This is a genomic window from Streptomyces doebereineriae (assembly GCF_031845645.1).
GTDB lineage: Bacteria > Actinomycetota > Actinomycetes > Streptomycetales > Streptomycetaceae > Streptomyces > Streptomyces canus.
Window position 1 is genome coordinate 20,466 of record NZ_JAVREZ010000035.1, and the last position, 18,157, is coordinate 38,622.

The 18,157-nt window shown below is 70.5% G+C and carries 14 protein-coding genes; 5 read left to right on the plus strand and 9 right to left on the minus strand.

Features of this window, described 5'->3' with window-relative positions:
• Window positions 1–21: 21 nt before the first annotated feature.
• Together RNB18_RS48780 and RNB18_RS48785 are read right to left on the minus strand one after the other, a co-directional pair.
• Window positions 22–591, minus strand: a complete 570-nt coding sequence (locus RNB18_RS48780) for a hypothetical protein (RefSeq protein ID WP_311720593.1) — start codon at window positions 589–591, stop codon at window positions 22–24.
• Between the two features lie 94 nt (window positions 592–685).
• Window positions 686–2,845: an N-6 DNA methylase gene (locus RNB18_RS48785; RefSeq protein ID WP_311720594.1), complete on the minus strand. Its 2,160-nt coding sequence runs from the start codon at window positions 2,843–2,845 to the stop codon at window positions 686–688.
• A gap of 210 nt (window positions 2,846–3,055) precedes the next feature.
• On the opposite strand from RNB18_RS48785, the gene RNB18_RS48790 reads away from it, so the two are divergent.
• Entirely contained in the window at window positions 3,056–3,754 is a 699-nt protein-coding gene (locus RNB18_RS48790) for a hypothetical protein (protein WP_311720595.1), read from the plus strand.
• Window positions 3,755–3,861: 107 nt separating this feature from the next.
• The gene (locus RNB18_RS48795; protein ID WP_311720596.1) at window positions 3,862–4,656 is read left to right on the plus strand and encodes a hypothetical protein; all 795 of its coding nucleotides are present in this window, start codon (window positions 3,862–3,864) and stop codon (window positions 4,654–4,656) included.
• A gap of 57 nt (window positions 4,657–4,713) precedes the next feature.
• Here RNB18_RS48795 and RNB18_RS48800 read toward each other — a convergent pair whose 3' ends face one another.
• The gene (locus RNB18_RS48800; RefSeq protein ID WP_311720597.1) at window positions 4,714–5,457 is read right to left on the minus strand and encodes a GNAT family N-acetyltransferase; all 744 of its coding nucleotides are present in this window, start codon (window positions 5,455–5,457) and stop codon (window positions 4,714–4,716) included.
• Window positions 5,458–5,587: 130 nt separating this feature from the next.
• A complete protein-coding gene (locus tag RNB18_RS48805; RefSeq protein ID WP_311720631.1) occupies window positions 5,588–6,310 on the minus strand; it encodes an HNH endonuclease family protein in 723 nt (240 codons plus the stop codon).
• Window positions 6,311–6,503: 193 nt separating this feature from the next.
• Here RNB18_RS48805 and RNB18_RS48810 point away from each other — a divergent pair, with 193 nt between their 5' ends.
• Complete coding sequence (locus tag RNB18_RS48810) at window positions 6,504–6,689, plus strand: antitoxin (protein ID WP_311720598.1); 186 nt, start codon at window positions 6,504–6,506, stop codon at window positions 6,687–6,689.
• 43 nt (window positions 6,690–6,732) lie between these two features.
• On the opposite strand, the gene RNB18_RS48815 is transcribed toward RNB18_RS48810, so the two are convergent.
• Both RNB18_RS48815 and RNB18_RS48820 read right to left on the minus strand, forming a co-directional pair.
• Window positions 6,733–7,347, minus strand: coding sequence for a nucleotidyltransferase family protein (locus RNB18_RS48815; RefSeq protein ID WP_311720599.1), 615 nt, complete (start codon window positions 7,345–7,347; stop codon window positions 6,733–6,735).
• Between the two features lie 18 nt (window positions 7,348–7,365).
• Window positions 7,366–8,280, minus strand: a complete 915-nt coding sequence (locus RNB18_RS48820; protein WP_311720600.1) for an SCO6745 family protein — start codon at window positions 8,278–8,280, stop codon at window positions 7,366–7,368.
• A gap of 115 nt (window positions 8,281–8,395) precedes the next feature.
• Between RNB18_RS48820 and RNB18_RS48825 the strand changes: the two genes are divergently transcribed.
• The gene (locus tag RNB18_RS48825; protein ID WP_311720601.1) at window positions 8,396–8,998 is read left to right on the plus strand and encodes a TetR/AcrR family transcriptional regulator; all 603 of its coding nucleotides are present in this window, start codon (window positions 8,396–8,398) and stop codon (window positions 8,996–8,998) included.
• A gap of 63 nt (window positions 8,999–9,061) precedes the next feature.
• Here RNB18_RS48825 and mfd read toward each other — a convergent pair whose 3' ends face one another.
• From mfd to RNB18_RS48840, 3 genes are all read right to left on the minus strand, one after another.
• Complete coding sequence (gene mfd, locus RNB18_RS48830; RefSeq protein ID WP_311720602.1) at window positions 9,062–12,592, minus strand: transcription-repair coupling factor; 3,531 nt, start codon at window positions 12,590–12,592, stop codon at window positions 9,062–9,064.
• A 256-nt stretch (window positions 12,593–12,848) separates the two neighbouring features.
• Complete coding sequence (locus RNB18_RS48835) at window positions 12,849–15,428, minus strand: ABC transporter permease (RefSeq protein ID WP_311720603.1); 2,580 nt, start codon at window positions 15,426–15,428, stop codon at window positions 12,849–12,851.
• Window positions 15,425–16,213 carry an ABC transporter ATP-binding protein gene (locus tag RNB18_RS48840; RefSeq protein WP_311720604.1) on the minus strand — a complete coding sequence of 263 codons (789 nt, stop codon included), beginning with the start codon at window positions 16,211–16,213 and terminating at the stop codon, window positions 15,425–15,427. The genes RNB18_RS48835 and RNB18_RS48840 overlap by 4 nt, the downstream gene beginning before the upstream one ends.
• 415 nt (window positions 16,214–16,628) lie before the next feature.
• Here RNB18_RS48840 and RNB18_RS48845 point away from each other — a divergent pair, with 415 nt between their 5' ends.
• Window positions 16,629–18,131 carry an MFS transporter gene (locus tag RNB18_RS48845; protein WP_311720605.1) on the plus strand — a complete coding sequence of 501 codons (1,503 nt, stop codon included), beginning with the start codon at window positions 16,629–16,631 and terminating at the stop codon, window positions 18,129–18,131.
• Window positions 18,132–18,157: the final 26 nt, after the last annotated feature.

The following is an 18,157-nucleotide window of genomic DNA, read 5'->3' on the forward strand; positions in this document are numbered from 1 at the left end:
CGACACGTCCTGTCGCCACGGTCACCTGCCGCCCTCGGGGTTGCCGTCGTGCTTGCGCAGATAGTCGCTGAGCTCGTCGAGTTCGGCGCGCACCTGGTCGATCCGGGCGGGCGCGGGGCGCTGCGGGGGCGGGACGGGACCGGGGGCGGAGACCGGCGGAGCCGGCGGCTGCGGCAGGAGCGTGGACGTGTACGGCGGCGTCGGCTGCGGATAGCCGTAGCCGCTGTGGACGGTCGGGCCCTGGGGCGGCGGGTGGCCGGCGAACCGCCGCTGCTGGTGCACCCGGATGTCCATCACGAGGAAGTACACACTGCTGAAGAGGCCGAAAAGCAGAACCAGCGACATGGCGACGTCGGTCCTGGGATCACTCTCGGGCAGTGAGCCGACCACCGCGAAACACGCGATGGACAGCGGAAGGCTCGCCCAGGACAGCACCCAGTCGATCGACCGCCCGCGCAGGAACGCGATCCGGAACAGCGGAGCGCAGGCGAGCAGGCCGCACGAGAGGAAACCGACGGCGGCGAACAGCACGCGCAAGCCGATGACGGTGCCCGAGCTGCGGGCGGGCGGCACCGCGCCGTGGCCGTACATGAACGCTCCTGAACCGGGATTCGATGTGGGGTTCGAGCGTATAGGCCGATACCGACAACCGGTCACGGGTTGTACCGAACCGTTGTCGTCCTGATCAGTCGGGCGCGACCGTTCCGTCGGTGAGCCCGTCGTACATCCCGCGCACGAGCTGCTCTCCGATCCGGCCCGCGTGCCTGAGCGCCCGCTCGAACTCGTCGAGCACGCGGAAGCGTTCGCCGTAGCGCCGTTGCTCGTCGAGCGGGAGCCTGGGCAACTGGAGCCTGCGCACGTCCAGGCGGGTCGCGGTGGAGGCATAACTGCTGGCCTGGCGGTTGTTGGCGGTGCCGCGCAGGAAGCCGGCCAGGAACCAGGGGTCGAGCGCCGCGGGATCGGGGCGCAGCAGCACGAGGTTGCGCCCCAGGGCGGCGCCCCCGGTCGTCGCGTCGATCACGCGCGCCATCGACCCCCCGCCCAGCACCGGTACGACGACATCGCCCGGTTCGGTCAGTACGGCCTCCTCCTCGCTCTCGGGCAGCGTCCCCGAGGGGTCGGCCCCGAAGAGGACGTCGTGGTCCGTGAGCACGGGCACGCGTGCGTGGCCGCCGTTTCCGCCCGTGCGCAGCATCAGGGCTCCCCCGCGCGCCAGTTCGCCGATGGTGATGAGCGGCCACCGCGCGGGCTGCGCGGCGTCGGCGCGCGGCGGGGTGAGGTCGGCGGTCAGGCGCAGGGTCTCGCCCAGGTGCTCGCGCACGGCCGTGAGCTGTTCGGCGCCGTCGGCCGCCGTGGCGGGTGGCAGGTGGCGGGCCGGAGCGAGGTCCACGTCGTCGTCGAGGAGTTCGATGACGGGCAGCGCGCGGGCCAGTCCGGGCCGTTCGGCGAAGCGGCCGGGCCGCCCGAATGCCTGCCAGGCGTCGAGAACGGCCTCGCGCACGGCCCGCCAGTCGGGCCCGCCGCGCCCCTCCCCCGCGAACTGCCCCACGTCGACGAGGAGCACCTCCGGCTGCGCGGGCGCCTTCTCCGGGCGGCGCAGCACCCACAGGTGCAGCGGGATGTTGTACGGCGGTGCCGCCCCGACCGGCAGGGCGATCACGGCGCGCAGGGCACCGCGGCGCAGCAGGTCGGCGCGGATGCGGCGGCCGGAGCGGCGGGAGGCGGCGGCGGGCGGCATGAGCAGGACGCCGGCGCCGCCGTCCTTGAGGCGGGCGAGTGCGTGCTGGACCCAGGCGAGCTCGGACTCGGTGCGGGCCGGGAAGCCGTACTCCCAGCGGGGGTCGTAGGCGAGTTCGTCGTGGCCCCAGTTGCGCTCGTTGAACGGCGGGTGGCACAGGACGGCGTCGGCGCGCAGCCGCGGGTGGGCGTCGGCGCGCAGGCTGTCGCCGACCGCACCGCGCACCGTGGACCAGGTCTGCAGTGCAAGCCGGAGCGTGGTGAGCGCTGCGAGTTCGGGGGCGCTGTCCTGGGCGTGGAGCTCCTGGTCGGGGCGCGTGGCGGCGGCCCGCAGAAGGGCGCCGGTGCCGCAGGCCGGGTCCAGGACGGTGCGGGCGGGGCCGGCGAGGTCGGCCATGAGAGCGGCCAGGTCAGCGGGGGTAAGCGTGTACTGGCGCGGGTTGGCGTCGAGGTGCCGGCCCAGCAGGAACTCGAAGGTCTGCCGGGCGCCCAGCTCGGCGGCCAGCTCGGCGACGCCCCGCAGGAGAGGGGCGGAGGGAAGGAGTTCCGGGCCGGTGGGGAGGTGAAGGGCGGGGTGGGTGTTCACAGCGGAGGGGGTGTGAACACCGGAGGGGGTGTGAGCATCGGAGGCGAGGGGTGCGGGATTCACGGCATCCGCGGTGTTCACGGCATCCGCGGTGTTCACAGCGGGCGCGGTGTTCATGGCCGACTCGGGTCCGAATCGCGGTGTGAACACCTCCCGCAGCGCCCCCGGCAGCATCTTCGAGAGGCGCTCGTCCGAGCCGGCGCTCACCTCCAGCCAGACGGTCGGGCGGTCGTGGATCAGCAGCAGGAGGCAGCCCGCGTGGGTGAGTGCGGTGACCGGGCCCTCAGGGTGGCCGGAAAGCTGCTGCCAGACGCGTTCCCGCAGGGGGACCTCAGCGAGTTTTCCCTGCTTGCGCAGCCAGGACTCGACCTCGGCGAGCGCGAAGGACGGACTGGTCTCGGTGCCGCCGACAGGCCTTGGGAAGTCGGCGTGCCGACGGCGCCAGTTGCTGACGGCCGCGCGGCCCACGCCGGCCAGCCGTGCGATACCGGCAGCGGTCACCTCAGTCGCGTTGTCCTGCACCCGCCGCTCCCCTCGTCGTACCGCAGCAGTCCTGCGTCAGGCCTGTGACGCCGAGCATACCGATGTCTGCAAGATCTACCCCTTCACGGTCGTGTACACCATGGTTCCCGTGAACCGTGTTGACTCGGTTCACAGGCTCTGTTCTTATTGACCCAGCGAACGAGCGCCCGCCGAGCAGCGGTGGTCGCCGCGTCGGAGGGGGATACAGCCATGGGCATGAAGGGCAAGGTCGCGCTGGGCGCCGTCGTGGGAGTCGTCGTCATCGGAGTCGTGTCGGCGAACGCCGGGGACAAGGGGGACGGCGGCACCTCCGTCGGCACCGACAAGGGCTCTTCGGCGTCCGCGGAGCGCGAGGCCGGGGGCAAGAAGGGCGTCAAGGACACCGGCAAGGCCGAGGTCGCCGAGAAGAAGGCCGCGTTCGCGGGGGACGGCGACTTCCAGGTCGGTTCGGACATCAAGCCCGGCACGTATCGCACCACCGGCAACAGCGACGGCATGTGCTACTGGGAGCGGGCCAAGGACGCCTCGGGCGAGATGGACTCGCTACTGGCCAACGACAATGTCACCGGCACCAGTTACGTCACCGTCAAGGCCACCGACAAGCTCTTCAAGTCGAGCGACTGCAACGACTGGGAGGCCGTCGGCAAGAAGGCGAAGGGCTCCCCCGCCGCCCGGATGTCCGGCGACGGCGGAATGTTCGCAGTCGGCGCCGACATCGCCCCGGGCACCTACCAGTCCACCGGCAACACCGACGACTCCTGCTACTGGGAGCGCACCAAGGACGCCGGGCACGGCGTCGAGTCGATCCTCGCGAACGACAACGTCAACGGCACGGCCGTCGTCAGGATCAGCGCCTCGGACGCCTACTTCAAGACCAACGGCTGCAAGGGCTGGAAGAAGACCGGCTGAGCCGGCCGGTCCGCTTCCGTCTCCTTTCGCTCACCACCGGCGGCGCGTCCCACGCTCAGCGCGCTCCGCACCTCATCACCTCACCGCATCCCCACCAAGGAATCACCATGCGTCGTACCGCACTTGCCGCTCTCTGCATCGCCGCCGCGGCCACCGCAGGACTCACCGGCTGCCAGCCGGGCCAGGACAAGGCGGACAGCAGGACGAGCGCGTCCAGCGCATCCGCCGAGCCGGGCAGGTCGGCCGCGAAGAAGGAACCGTTCGCCGGGCTGACCGGCGGCGAGATAGCCGACCGGGCCACAAAGGCCACGACCGGTGCCTCTTCGCTGCGGATGAAAGGCGCCATCCCCGACGACGAGAGCGGCGGCACCATCAGCCTCGACGTCCTCCTGAACAAGAAGGGCGAGTGCGCCGGCACCATCGGCATGGGCGGCAAGGGCAAGGCCGACCTGATCAAGACCGGCGACATCGTGTACATGAAGTTCGACGAGGCGCTTCTGCGTGAGCAGAGCGAGGGCGAGTCGAAGGCGGACACCGACGCGGCCGTGGCCATGCTGGCCGGCAAGTGGACCAAGACGAAGGCGACGGGTGAGGACGCCAAGGAGTTCGAGGGCTTCTGCGACCTGGGCGCGGTGCTCGACGGCGCCGAGGACGGCAACTCCGACGCGAGCCGCGGCAGCACGGCCACCGTCGACGGGGCGCCGGCGATCACTCTGCACGAGAAGGACGGCAAGGACCGCTACACGCTGTATGTCGCCACCGAGGGCAAGCCGTATCTGCTGCGGATCGACAGCACGGCCGGAGCCGACCAGGGGTCTGTCACCTTCAGCGACTTCGACGAACCGGTCCCGGCGGGGAAGCCGGCCGGCGAGATCCTGGACCTCGACGCCCTGGGCGGCTGAGCCACCGGAACCGACCGCGCCACACCGAGACGCGGACGCGACAAGGATGCGGCACGCTCAAAGGGCGTGCCGCATCCACACGTTGGGCTCGACATACACCGCGTACCCGCTCTCCGGCTCGCACCGCACCGGCACCAGCGCCCCGGGCACCTCGATGTCGCCCTGGGTGTCGAAGGGCAGTCCGGTCCAGCGGCGCCACTGATCCAGGGAGCCGGACACCGTCATGGAGGCCGGTGCCACCGCGTGGACGACGCCGCCGGCCCGGGCGTGGACGCGCAGCCAGGGGTCGTACGGCAGACCGTCGTGGCGTACCCGGTAGGCGTACTCCTGGATCGGCGTGCGCGGTTCCAGGTGCTTGGCGCTGGGGCGGACCGGCGCGACGACCTCACTGAAGCCGTGGGCGCGGGCGTTGTCACGCATCGCCGAGAGCATCCGGGCGGACAGGCCGTGGCCCTGGAGACGCGGGTCGACGACGACCGAGATCGCGCTGACCGTGTCGGGCCGTACGCCATGACGCAGATCTTCGAACGCCCACACCAGCACCTCGTCCCAGCCCCGGGCGGGCAGTTCACCGCGGTCCTCGGCATGGAGGGCGAAGGGGACGCTGTGGGCGTGCGCGACGATCTCGCCCCGCTCGTCCTCGGCGAACAGCACGTGCTCGGGGAGTTCGCCGGAGATCCGTCCGTAGTGGGCGTTGCCCACGGGGTCCTCGGTCACGAACTCCGGCCAGCTGTTGGCCATGCCGAGAACGCGCTCCCGCATCTCGGGGCGCTCGGCGAGACTCGACACCTTCAGCTCCATGCGGTCACCGTAGGCGCGGGCCCGCCCACCGGAAAGCGCATTTCCTGCCTGCCCCGGGTCGTGACACGTTCGGCGCAAGCCCTGGGGGCCACGGCGCGCGAGCCCTGAGGCCTGTGGCCGACGCGAGTCCTCAGTCCGCGTGGAACCGCGGCGGGGCGGCCGTCGGATTGCCGCCGGCCGGGAGCTTCTGGCCGGGGCAGCCCGAGAGGACCTTCTCCATCGCGGACTTCTCGGCGGTCGTGACCCACAGGCCGTACTTCTTCTTCACGGCGACCTGCGCGGCCACATACGTGCACCGGTACCCCTTGTTCGGCGGCAGCCAGGTCGCCGTGTCACCGTCCCCCTTGGAACGGTTGGTACTCGCGTCGACGGCGAGGAGGTTGAGGGGGTCGTTGGCGAGAGCTATCCGCTTGCTGGGCTCCCAGTACTTGGCCCCCTTCTGCCAGGCGTCGGAGAGCGCCACCACGTGGTCGATGTCGACCTGGCTGCGACCACGCCGGTAGGTCACCTCCTTGCCCGAGTACGGGTCCGACTCGAGCACGCCGTAGGACACCTTGCAGTCCCCTCGGGTGTACTTCACGTCCTCCAGATCCCGTTTGAGTATGTCGTCGCGGGTGTCGCAGTCGTTCGAGTCCGTGTCCGCCCACGCGGTGCCGAACCGGTCGCGCTCGTAACCCGTTTTGGGCGCCCGCCCCTTCACGGTGAGCGACTCGGCGGCGGTGAGGGCCGCGCCCGAACCGCCCGCACCCCCGGTCTCCTCCGGTCCGCCGGATCCTGTGGTCGTCTCCGCCTTGCACCCGGCCACGGCGAACACCAGCACGACGGCGGCCGCGGCCCCGCCCCTCAGACGCATCACGTGCGCCCCTCCCCTTGAAACCCGGTCCGGCCCCCGCAGGGGGCGCTTTCCCTCGTACGGCGTTGCGCACACCGTAGCGAGCGGGGGCACCGCGGCATTCAGGAGGTCCAGACCACACCCCTCCCAGGTGGGCAATGCGGACATATCAGCCGTATCGTCGTTGCTGAGTCACCTCCGGAAGGAGTTCGGGATGGGCATCTTCGACAGGTTCAAGAGCAACCGCCAGGCGCAGGACAAGGCCAAGGACATGTCCGACGTGGCGGAACGGAAGGTCAACGAGCGGACGGGCAACAAGTACGAGAGCCAGGTCGACGACGCACAGCGGAAGATCGAGGGGTCGCTCGGCATGGATCGCGACCGGCCCGAGCAGCCGTAAGGCCGAAGACCCGTCCGCGGAGGTTCGTCTCCCGCGGGCGGCTTCACGTCCCGGAAGGGGCACCCGCAGGCCACGGCAGCACCGTGAGCTCCGGCCATTCCTCCTTCCAGCGCGCGGCCTTGGCCTCGTAGACCTCTCTCGGAGCGAGCACGGGGTTGGGGCGGACCACGAGGTTGAACACGTCGGACAGGCCGTGGGGTGCGTAGACGCGCCACGTCCCGCCGGGCTGCAGCCGCACGCCCAGACAGCAAGTCGTCGCGGCGAAGCGGTCGATGGCGGACTCGGTGGAGTCATACGGCGGGCAGGGCACTCCGAACTTCCGCTCGTACCAGAGGTGCACCCGGGCCTCGTTGCGGATCTCCACCTCGGCCTGCAGGCCTTCGAACACTTCCTGTCCCGCCTTGATGACGGCGTCCTCGGCCTCCCAGGAGAGATCGGTGTCGTCGAAGTAGAAGATGTCGTAGTCCCTGATACCCCGGGTCGGGGGCCTGCCGGTGGCCACGTTCCACACGGTCTGGAACAGGCAGCCCGCTGTCACGTACCAGCCCGGCAGGTCAAGCGTCGCCGTCCTGGCCATCACCTCGGTCAGGGTCTCGTTCCGGCCGAGCGCGGAACGGAACGCGTCCAGTTGTTCCTCAAGCGGAAGTCGTCCGAGCATCCGTCCTGACTATCACGGTCACACCTTGCCGATGCCCAGGGTCGTCTCCGACGGAAGCAGCCCGGAGGACAGCACGGCGACCCAGAACTCGCCGAGCAGGTCCGCGAGTCGGGCCGTGTCGGCCGTCCCGAGCAACTGCCATGGCGCGGCGGCGAGTTGGTCGGTGTGGTGTTCCACCCGGTGACGCAGGTCGCGGCCGGTGTCCGTGGCCTCGCCGGTCTCGTCGAGCAGGCCACGGGCCGTCAGGCGCTCGCGCGCGGACGCCCATTCCGTCGCGCTCCAGCCTCGGCTCTCGAAGCGCTCCACGGACGCGGCGCCGATCGCGGCGAAGGAGACCAGCGACTCGACCGGGTCGAGGCCGGCCACGAGCAGGGCCGCTATGTGGCCGTCGCCGCGGTGCTCGCGCAGGATCGTCGCCGCCTGCCACAGCTGGAGGTGAGGGGCCTCGGGCCACTCCAACGCGGCGTTGGCCGCGGCGAGCGGACGGCCCGCGGTGTTCACCGCCTCGGCCGCACGCCGGGCGAGGGCGGCGGCCTCCCCCAGCCCGGGGCTGTCGATGCGGTCACCGAAGATCGCGCGGTAGGCCCGGTCGATCCCCCGCAGCCTCGCCGCAAGCAACGCGCCGGGCTCGGCGGTCGCCCAGGCGGAGTCGATGTGCTCGGCGACCATGCGGGGGCTGAAGCTGTAGAAGGCGGACGCCACCCGCTCGGCGCCCACCGGCCCCAACGGCGCGGCACGCAGGGGGAAGTAGCTCGGCCAGCGCTCCTTCGTGTCGTACCCGAGCGCTGCCGCCTCCTCGAAGACCTCCGGTGCGTAGTAGAGCACCGCGTGCAGGGGTTCCAGCAGGTGCCAGAGCTGGCGCACGCGGGCCGGCTCCACAGCGTGCCCCACTGTGTCGGTCTCCCTCTCGGTCCTGCCGTCGTGCTTCGACATGACATACCTCCCCGTCGTCGGCGAAGTCCCTCGAACCCACCCGGAACTTGACACTGACTAGATTGCCTCGGCAGCCCGAACTTGTCAATGCCTAGATCGGGCGTACGCTCTGTCCATGGCATCCGCGGAAACCGACAAGCCGAACCGCCCCGACAAACAGGACCGCCCCTACCACCACGGCGACCTTCGCCACGCGATCCTCACCGCCGCCCTCGACGTCATCACCGCCGACGGCCCCGCCGGGCTGAGCCTGCGCGACCTGGCCCGCCGCGCCGGTGTCTCGCACGCGGCCCCGGCCCACCACTTCAGAGACCGCACCGGGCTCCTGACGGCGATCGCCGCCGAAGGCTTCGCGCTGCTCGCGGCCGCCCTCAACGACGCCTCGGACCTCAAGGACGCGGGCGTGCGCTATGTGCGCTTCGCCCGCGAACACCCGGCTCACTTCCAGGTGATGTTCGCACCCGGACTGCTGCGCGCCGACGACCTCGAACTCACCACGGCCCGCGCCCTGGCCACCGACGCCCTGCGCACCTCGGTCTCAGCCGTACACGCCGAGGACTTCGGCATCGACAGCCGCCTCGCGGGAGTCGCCGCCTGGTCCCTCGCCCACGGCTTCGCCACGCTGCTCCTCAGCCACAACCTGGACGGCCCGGTCGGCGACCGTGACCCCGAGGAGGTCTTCAGCACCCTCGCGACCACGTTGTTCCGTACGTCCTGAGCTCACCCGGTGGCCCGACCGCGGCTCACCCGGTCGAGGCCACTCGGTCACGGTCCCCCGCCGTCACGACCCCAGGATCGACGTGAGGAACTCCCCCACCCAGCCGAGCAACTCCCGCCCGACCAGCGGCTTTCCGCCCACCTTCGCCGTCTTCGGGCGTGGCACCAGCACCTGGTGCACGGCCGGCTTGATGACGGTGCCCGGGTAGAGCCGCTTGACCCGCAACTCCTGCGATTCCCGCAACTCCACCGGCGCGAAGCGGATGTTGGTGCCCTGGAGGACGATCTCGCCGACGCCACACGCGCGGGCGAGCATCCGAAGCCCCGCCACCAGCAACAGGTTCTCCACCGGCTCGGGCAACTTGCCGTAGCGGTCGACGAGTTCCTCCCGTACGGCCTTGACGTCCTCCTCGGTGTTCACCGAGGCGATGGCGCGGTAGGCCTGCAGACGCAGCCGCTCGCCCGGCGCGTAGTCGTGCGGGACGTGCGCGTCGACCGGGAGCTCGATCTTGACCTCCAGCGGCGGCTCCTCCTCGACACCGCCCTCCAGAGAGGCCCGGTAGTCCGCGACGGCCTCGCCGACCATCCGGACGTACAGATCGAAACCGACGCCCGCGATGTGCCCGGACTGCTCGCCGCCGAGGAGGTTGCCCGCGCCGCGGATCTCCAGGTCCTTCATCGCGACGTACATGCCCGCGCCCATCTCCGTGTGCTGGGCGATCGTCGCCAGGCGCTCGTGCGCCGTCTCCGTCAGCGGCTTCTCCGGGGGGTACAGGAAGTAGGCGTAGCCCCGCTCCCGGCCACGCCCCACCCGGCCGCGCAGCTGGTGCAGCTGGGACAGGCCGAAGTTGTCGCCGCGCTCCACGATCAGTGTGTTCGCGTTGGAGATGTCGATGCCCGACTCGACGATCGTGGTCGACACGAGCACGTCGAACTTCTTCTCCCAGAAGTCGACGACGACCTGCTCGAGGGCCTGTTCCGACATCTGGCCGTGGGCGGTCGCGATGCGCGCCTCGGGGACGATCTCGCGCAGGCGCGACGCCGCCCGGTCGATCGACTCGACGCGGTTGTGGATGTAGAAGACCTGGCCCTCGCGCAGCAGTTCACGACGGATGGCCGCGCCGATCTGCCTCTCCTCGTACGGCCCGACGAACGTGAGCACCGGGTGGCGCTCCTCCGGGGGCGTGGTGATCGTCGACATCTCGCGGATGCCGGTGACCGCCATCTCCAGGGTGCGCGGGATGGGGGTCGCGGACATGGTCAGCACGTCGACGTTGGCGCGGAGCTTCTTCAGCTGCTCCTTGTGCTCGACGCCGAAGCGCTGCTCCTCGTCGACGACGACCAGGCCGAGGTCCTTGAACTTGGTCTCCGAGGAGAACAGCCGGTGGGTGCCGATCACGACGTCCACCGAGCCCTCGCGCAGCCCCTCCAGGACGGCCTTCGCCTCGGTGTCGGTCTGGAAGCGGCTGAGCGCCTTCACGACCACCGGGAACTGCGAGTACCGCTCGGAGAACGTCCCGAAGTGCTGCTGCACCAGCAGGGTCGTCGGTACGAGGACGGCCACCTGCTTGCCGTCCTGTACGGCCTTGAAGGCGGCCCTGACCGCGATCTCGGTCTTGCCGTAGCCGACGTCGCCGCAGACCAGGCGGTCCATGGGGATCGACTTCTCCATGTCCTCCTTGACCTCGGCGATGGTGGTGAGCTGGTCGGGCGTCTCCGCGTACGGGAAGGCGTCCTCCAGTTCGCGCTGCCAGGGGGTGTCCGGGCCGAAGGTGTGCCCGGGGGCCGCCATGCGCGCGCTGTACAGCCTGATCAGGTCGGCGGCGATCTCCTTGACGGCCTTCTTCGCGCGTGCCTTGGTCTTGGTCCAGTCGGCGCCGCCGAGGCGGTGCAGCGTGGGGGCCTCGCCGCCGACGTACTTGGTGATCTGCTCCAGCTGGTCGGTGGGGATGTAGAGCCGGTCGCCGGGCTGGCCGCGCTTGGCGGGGGCGTACTCGACGACGAGGTACTCGCGCGTGGCGCCCTGCACGGTCCGCTGGACCATCTCGATGTAGCGGCCGACGCCGTGCTGTTCGTGGACGATGTAGTCGCCCGTCTCCAGGGTGAGCGGGTCGATCGTCTTGCGGCGCCGGGCGGGCATCCGGGCGCCGTCCTTGCCGGCCGCCTTCTGGCCGGTCAGGTCGGTCTCGGTCAGCACGGCGAGTCTCAGCGCCGGGTCGACGAAGCCGTACTCGATCGAGCCGCACGCCACGTGCACGACGGACGGACTCAAGGACGCGAGCTCCGCGTCGAGACGGGCCGCGATGCCCTCGCCGCCGAGCACCTCGACGGTACGGGCCGCGGGGCCGTGCGCCTCGGTCACGAAGACCGCGCGCCAGCCGTCGGCGAGCCAGCCCTTGGTGTCGGCGAGGGCCTTGGCGGTGTCGCCGCGGTAGGTCTCGGGGGCGTGCATGCCCAGCTGGAGGGTATCCGCCTCCAGTTCGAGATCCGCCGCGAACGGCGACACCGACCACCACATCATGTCCAGCTCGCGCGCGCGGTCGCGGACGTCGGCGATGGCCCACAGGGAGGCCGCGCCGACGTCGATGGGCGCCTCGCCGCCGCCCGCGGTGGCCGCCCAGGACGCCTGGAGGAACTCCTGCGAGGTGGCCACGAGGTCGGACGCACGTGTGCGGACCCGCTCCGGATCGCACACGACGGCCATGGCGCCCTTGGGCAGGACGTCGATCAGGAGCTCCATGTCGTCGACGAGGACGGGGGCCAGGGACTCCATGCCCTCCACGGCGATCCCCTCGCCGATCCTGCCGAGCAGGTCGCCGAGCTCGGGGTGCTCCTCGGCGAGGGCACGCGCGCGGGCGCGTACGTCGTCCGTCAGGAGCAGTTCGCGGCAGGGCGGGGCCCACAGGCCGTGTTCGGCGACCTCCAGCGAGCGCTGGTCGGCGACCTTGAAGTAGCGGATCTCCTCGACGTCGTCGCCCCAGAACTCGACGCGCAGGGGGTGTTCCTCGGTGGGCGGGAAGACATCGAGGATGCCGCCTCGTACGGCGAACTCGCCGCGCTTCTCTACGAGCTCCACGCGCGCGTACGCGGCGGCTGCGAGAGCCTCCACGATCGTGTTCAGGTCGGCGGTCTGCCCGGTGCGCAGGGCGACCGGTTCCAGGTCGCCGAGGCCCTTGACCTGTGGCTGGAGCACGGACCGTACGGGTGCGACGACCACGGAGACCGGGCCGGTCTCGGGGTCGTCGGGGCGGGGGTGGGCAAGGCGCCGCAGGACGGCAAGGCGGCGGCCGACGGTGTCGCTGCGGGGGCTGAGACGCTCGTGCGGGAGGGTCTCCCAGGACGGGTACTCCACGACCCCCTCCGACGGGAGCAGGGAGCGCAGGGCCGCGGCCAGGTCCTCCGCCTCGCGGCCCGTCGCCGTCACCGCGAGCACGGGCCGGCCGGCCTCCCGCGCGAGGGCGGCGATCGCGAAGGGACGGGCCGCCGGTGGGCCGACCAGGTCGACGTGCATGCGGTTGCCGTCCTGGGCCGCCGTGATCGCTTCCGCGAGGGCGGGGTCCTTGACGACGGCGTCGAGCAGACCGTGCAGGCTCATTCTGGGCGGCTTTCGTCCGGGGGTTTCTGGGGGTGGACAACGCGAAGGGCCCGACACAACGAAGGGCCGGGGGGTCTCCAGCCTACGACGGCCTCGGCCCGGCCGTCGGAGCCTGTGGACAACCCCGCCCCGCCCGCGGCCGCCCTGTGGACAGCGAAGAGCCCGCAAGCTGCTCCCTGTGGACAACAAAGTGCCCGGCGCCGAGAAGTCCCCCCGTGACTTCTCGGCGCCGGGCGTTCCCCCGTCCCCAGGGTGGCTATTCGGTCGCGATCGCCTTCAGGACGTTCATCCGGCCCGCCCGGAACGCCGGGATCAGGGCGGCGAACAGGCCCACGAAGGCCGATCCGACGAAGACGCCGATGATCGTCGGCCAGGGGATCTCCAGGACCTTCAGGCCCTCCAGGGCGAGGAGCTTCTGGGCGGTCGCGCCCCAGCCCATGCCGAGGCCCAGGCCGAGCAGTGCGCCGAAGAGCGCGATGACCACCGACTCCATACGGATCATCCGTCGCAGCTGGCGCCGCGAGAGGCCGATCGCTCGCATGAGGCCGATCTCCCGGGTCCGCTCGACCACCGAGAGCGCCAGGGTGTTCACGACACCGAGGATCGCGACGATGATCGCGAGGGCCAGCAGGCCGTAGATCATGTTCAGGAGCTGCCCGATCTGGTCCTTGAAGGCTTCCTTGTAGTCGGTCTGGTCGCGCACGGTGTACTGCGGATAGTCGTGCAGCGCCGACTTCAGCGACTTGTACGCGGCGTCCTGCTGCCCGTCCTTGGCGTTGGCGAAGACCAACTGGTCGAGCGGCATCTTGTCGGCCGGCACGTACTTGGCGAGCGTGGCGATCGAGATGTACTTCGAACCCGCGTCGATGACGACGTCACTGCTGGTGATCGCCCGGACCGTCAACTCGGCGGTGGCGCCGTCCTTGAAGGCGACCTTGATCTTCGAACCCAGGTGGATGCCGTGCGCCTTGGCGAACTTCTCATGCACGGACATCGAGTCGGGCCGGTAGGCGTCGGCGAGCTTCCCCGCGACGGTCTTGGTCTGCAGGTCGGTCGCGTAGGACGGGTCGGCCGCCGTGATGTCGGTGTCCTTGAGCGTCTTGCCGTCGGGGGTCGTGTAGTCGGCCTCCGTGATCCTGTACTCGGTGACCCGCTCGAGGCCGGGCGTGTCCTTGACGGCCTTCACCGCGGCCGGCGTGACCAGCTGCCCGCTGTCGGACTGGATGATGAAGTCCGTACCGACCGTCTTGTCGAGCTCGTCCGTGGCCGAGGCGACCATGGACGAACCGACGACCGACAGACAGGCGACCAGCGCGAGGCCGATCATCAGGGCGGCTGCCGTGGCTCCCGTACGGCGCGGGTTGCGCAGGGCGTTGCGCTCGGCCATGCGGCCGACCGGGCCGAACACCCTGAGGACGACCGCGCCCAGGACGCGCACCACACCGCCGGCGAGGAGCGGGCCGATCACGACGAAGCCGATCAGGGAGAGCACCACGCCGAGGCCGAGCCACAGGGAGCCCTCCTTGGCCTTGTCCGCCTGGGTGACCAGGTAGAGCGAGTAGGCGCCGCCGGCGGTCAGGAGCGTGCCCAGCAGGGCCCTTACGCGACCCGCCTTGGCGTCGGCGGGGGCGCCCGCGTCCCGGAGGGCGGCCATGGGCGAGACCTTGCCCGCCCGGCGGGCGGGCAGCCAGGCGGCCAGGACGGTGACGACCACGCCGAGGAGCAGTCCGACCACCGGGGTCGTCCAGGCGATCGTCAGGTCGCTGGTCGACAGGTGTATGCCCAGGGAGCTCATGAGTTTCATCAGGCCGACCGCGAGGCCGACGCCGGCGCCGACCCCGAGCACCGAACCGGTCACGCCCAGCAGCAGCGCCTCGACCAGCACGGAACGGTTGACCTGCTTGCGGCTGGACCCGATGGCCCGCATCAGGCCGATCTCACGGGTGCGCTGCGCGACGAGCATCGAGAAGGTGTTGATGATCAGGAAGATGCCGACGAGGAAGGCGATCCCGGCGAAGCCGAGCATCGCGTACTTCATGACGTTCATGAAGCCCTCGACGTCCTTCTGGTTGGCGTCGGCGGTCTCCTTGGCCGTCTGCACCTTGTAGCCGCCGCCGAGTTCGGCCGCGACGTTCGTCTTGAGCTGTGCGTCGGTGACCCCGGAAGCGGCCGTGACGTTGACGTTGGTGTACACGCCCGTCTCGCCGACCAGGGTCTCCTGGGCCGTCTTCGTGTCCATGTAGAAGATCGCGGCACCGGGGTTGGTGACCTGGAACTCGGCGACGCCGGAGATCTTCGCGGTGTGCGTGCCGACCGCGCTGATGACGCCGATCTCTTCACCGAGCTTCAGGTGGTGCTTGTCGACGGTGTCCTTGTCGACCATGATCTGGCCGGAGTTCTTCGGCGCCGCACCGGAGGTGATCTTCATGGTGCGGGCTTCGTTGCGGTTCCAGTTGCCGACGATGGTCGGGCCGCCGCCGGACGGCGAGAGGCTGTCCTTGTCGGCGTCCACGACGGTCACCGAGGTCGAGAAGACGGTCCCCTCCGCCGTCTTCACGCCCTGCGCCTCGCGCACCTTGCCGAGCACGGAGGCCGGCATGACCGGCGGCTTGCCGTTGTCCGAGGTCGTCTCGCCGCTGTCGGAGGCGCCCTTGGCGCTCACCGTCACATCCGAGGACGTGGCCGCGAAGAGCTTGTCGAAGGTGGTGTTCATCGTGTCGGTGAACACCAGCGTCCCGCAGACGAAGGCGACCGACAGCAGGACCGCCACGGCCGACAGGGCCATGCGTCCCTTGTGCGCGAAGAAGTTGCGCATGGAGGTCTTCATGACGGTCATGACGTACGCCCCCGGGCGTCGAAGTCCTTCATGCGGTCCAGGACGGCCTCCGCGGTGGGCTTGTGCATCTCGTCGACGATCCGGCCGTCGGCGAGGTACAGCACACGGTCCGCGTACGAGGCGGCCACCGGGTCGTGCGTGACCATCACGATGGTCTGCCCGAGCTCGTCGACGGAACGGCGCAGGAAGCCCAGTACCTCGGCACCGGCGCGCGAGTCGAGGTTTCCGGTCGGCTCGTCACCGAAGATGATCTCGGGACGCGCGGCCAGGGCGCGGGCCACGGCGACACGCTGCTGCTGTCCGCCGGAGAGCTGGGTGGGCCGGTGCCTGAGTCGGTCGGAAAGTCCCACGGTGTCCACCACGCGCGCGAGCCACTGCTTGTCGGGCTTGCGCCCGGCGATGTCCATGGGCAGCGTGATGTTCTCGAGCGCATTGAGCGTCGGCAGCAGGTTGAACGCCTGGAAGATGAATCCGACCCGGTCCCGGCGCAGCTGTGTGAGCTTCTTGTCCTTCAGGCCGGTGATCTCGGTGTCGTCCAGGTAGATCTGACCGCTCGTCACGGTGTCGAGACCGGCGAGGCAGTGCATGAGGGTGGACTTGCCGGACCCCGAGGGGCCCATGATCGCGGTGAACTGTCCGCGAGCGATGTCCACGTCGACATGGTCGAGGGCGACGACACGGGTCTCACCGGACCCGTACGCCTTGACGACCTGCCGCGCCCGCGCGGCAACGGCCGTACGCCCTCCAGTGCCCCCGTGCCTGGTGATGGTTACAGCCGATGTCACGGTATGTCTCCTATGTCGGTCAGCTAATCAACAGCCGATCAGTAGGGCGATCGGTTCGTTGCTTGGGTACGGCGTTCAGTCTGGTGCCGCGAGACGGTCCGGCGCGCTGGTGCTCAGCACCCTCTTCTACGGGGGAAAACCCCACCCCCGCCGATCCGGTCGTCCCCTCCCCCACCGCTCCCCAGCGGCGTAAAGCCAGGTTAAGGACGGACCATGGCCCTTCTCCTCCTCCGCCGGTACGAACCCTCCCTGAGCCGTAGTACGGAGGTACCCCTAGGGGCAGTCCACCGCCAGGTGGAGGCGATCCAGGAGTACGGCTCCACCCTCCGCCGCAGTGAGGCTGCGCCCTGCCGTCGCGTGAGGTTCAAGTGGGAGAGTGGTCGCCGGCAGATAGATGCAGGGGGAAGGAATCCGCGTGGACGACACCAAGCCGGCGATACGGGAGCCCGCGCGGCACGTCTCCACGAACCGGCGCGGGGCTGTCGTAGCGGCCCTGATGCTGGCGATGGCCCTTGCGGCCCTGGACGCCACCATCGTCTCCACGGCGGTCCCGCAGATCGTGGGCGACCTGGGCGGTTTCTCGGTCTTCTCCTGGCTGTTCTCCGGCTATCTGCTGGCCGTGACGGTGACGCTGCCGGTCTACGGCAAGCTCTCCGACACCTTCGGGCGCAAGCCGGTGCTGGTCGCGGGCTCGGTGGTGTTCCTGCTCGGCTCGCTGCTGTGCGCGGTGGCGTGGAACATGGGGGCGCTGATCGCGTTCCGGATCGTCCAGGGGCTGGGCGGCGGCGCGCTGCAGGGCACGGTCCAGACGCTCGCCGCCGATCTGTATCCGCTCGAGGAGCGCCCGAAGATCCAGGCCAAGCTGTCCACGGTGTGGGCGGTGGCGGCGGTCGCGGGACCGGGCATCGGCGGGGTGCTCGCCGCGTACGCGGACTGGCGGTGGATCTTCCTGGTCAATCTGCCGATCGGCGCGGTGGCGCTGTGGCTGATCGTCCGTCACCTGCACGAGCCGCGGCGCGCCGAGAAGACCTCCACGCGCGCGCGTGTCGACTGGGTGGGCGCGCTGGCGGTGTTCGCGTGCGGGGGCGTGCTGCTGACGGCGCTCGTGCAGGGCGGGGTGGCCTGGGCGTGGCTGTCGTGGCCGTCACTGGGCCTGTTCGGCACGGGACTTGCCCTGGTGGCCGCCGTGGTCCTGATCGAACGCCGGGCGGCGGAGCCGATCATCCCCGGCTGGGTGTGGCGCCGCCGCACGATCGCCGCGGTGAACCTGGCACTGGGCGCCCTGGGACTCCTCATGGTCGCCCCTACGGTCTTCCTGCCGACGTACGCCCAATCGGTGCTCGGTCTCACCCCGGTCGCCGCCGGATTCGTGCTGTCGGTATGGACGTTGAGCTGGCCGGTGTCGGCGGCCCTGAGCCAGCACGTGTACCGGCGCATCGGCTTCCGCAACACGGCGATGCTCGGCATCGGTACGGCGGCCCTGATCCTGTTCGCCTTCCCCTTCCTCCCCTACCCGGGCGCGGCCTGGCAGCCCACCCTGCTGATGCTGCTCCTGGGCGCCGCGCTGGGCCTGTTCCAACTCCCCCTGATCGTCGGCGTCCAGTCGACGGTCGGCTGGGCGGAACGCGGCACGACCACGGCGTCGGTCCTCTTCTGCCGCCAGACCGGCCAGACGGTGGGCGCGGCGGTCTTCGGCGCGGTGGCCAACGGCGTCCTGGCCGCCCGCCTGGGCGGCGCGAGCGATCTCGACTCCGTCACGCGCGCGTTGGACGCCGGCACGGCCCCGGAGACGACCCGCGCGGCCATCGCGGACGCGGTGCACACGGTGTACGTGGGGGCGGGGTGCGCGGCGGCCCTGGCGTTCGTGGTGCTGCTGGTGCTGGCGCCGCGGCGGTTTCCGGTGATCGAGGAGCAGTGAGCGGGGGCCGGCAGGGCAGCCACGCC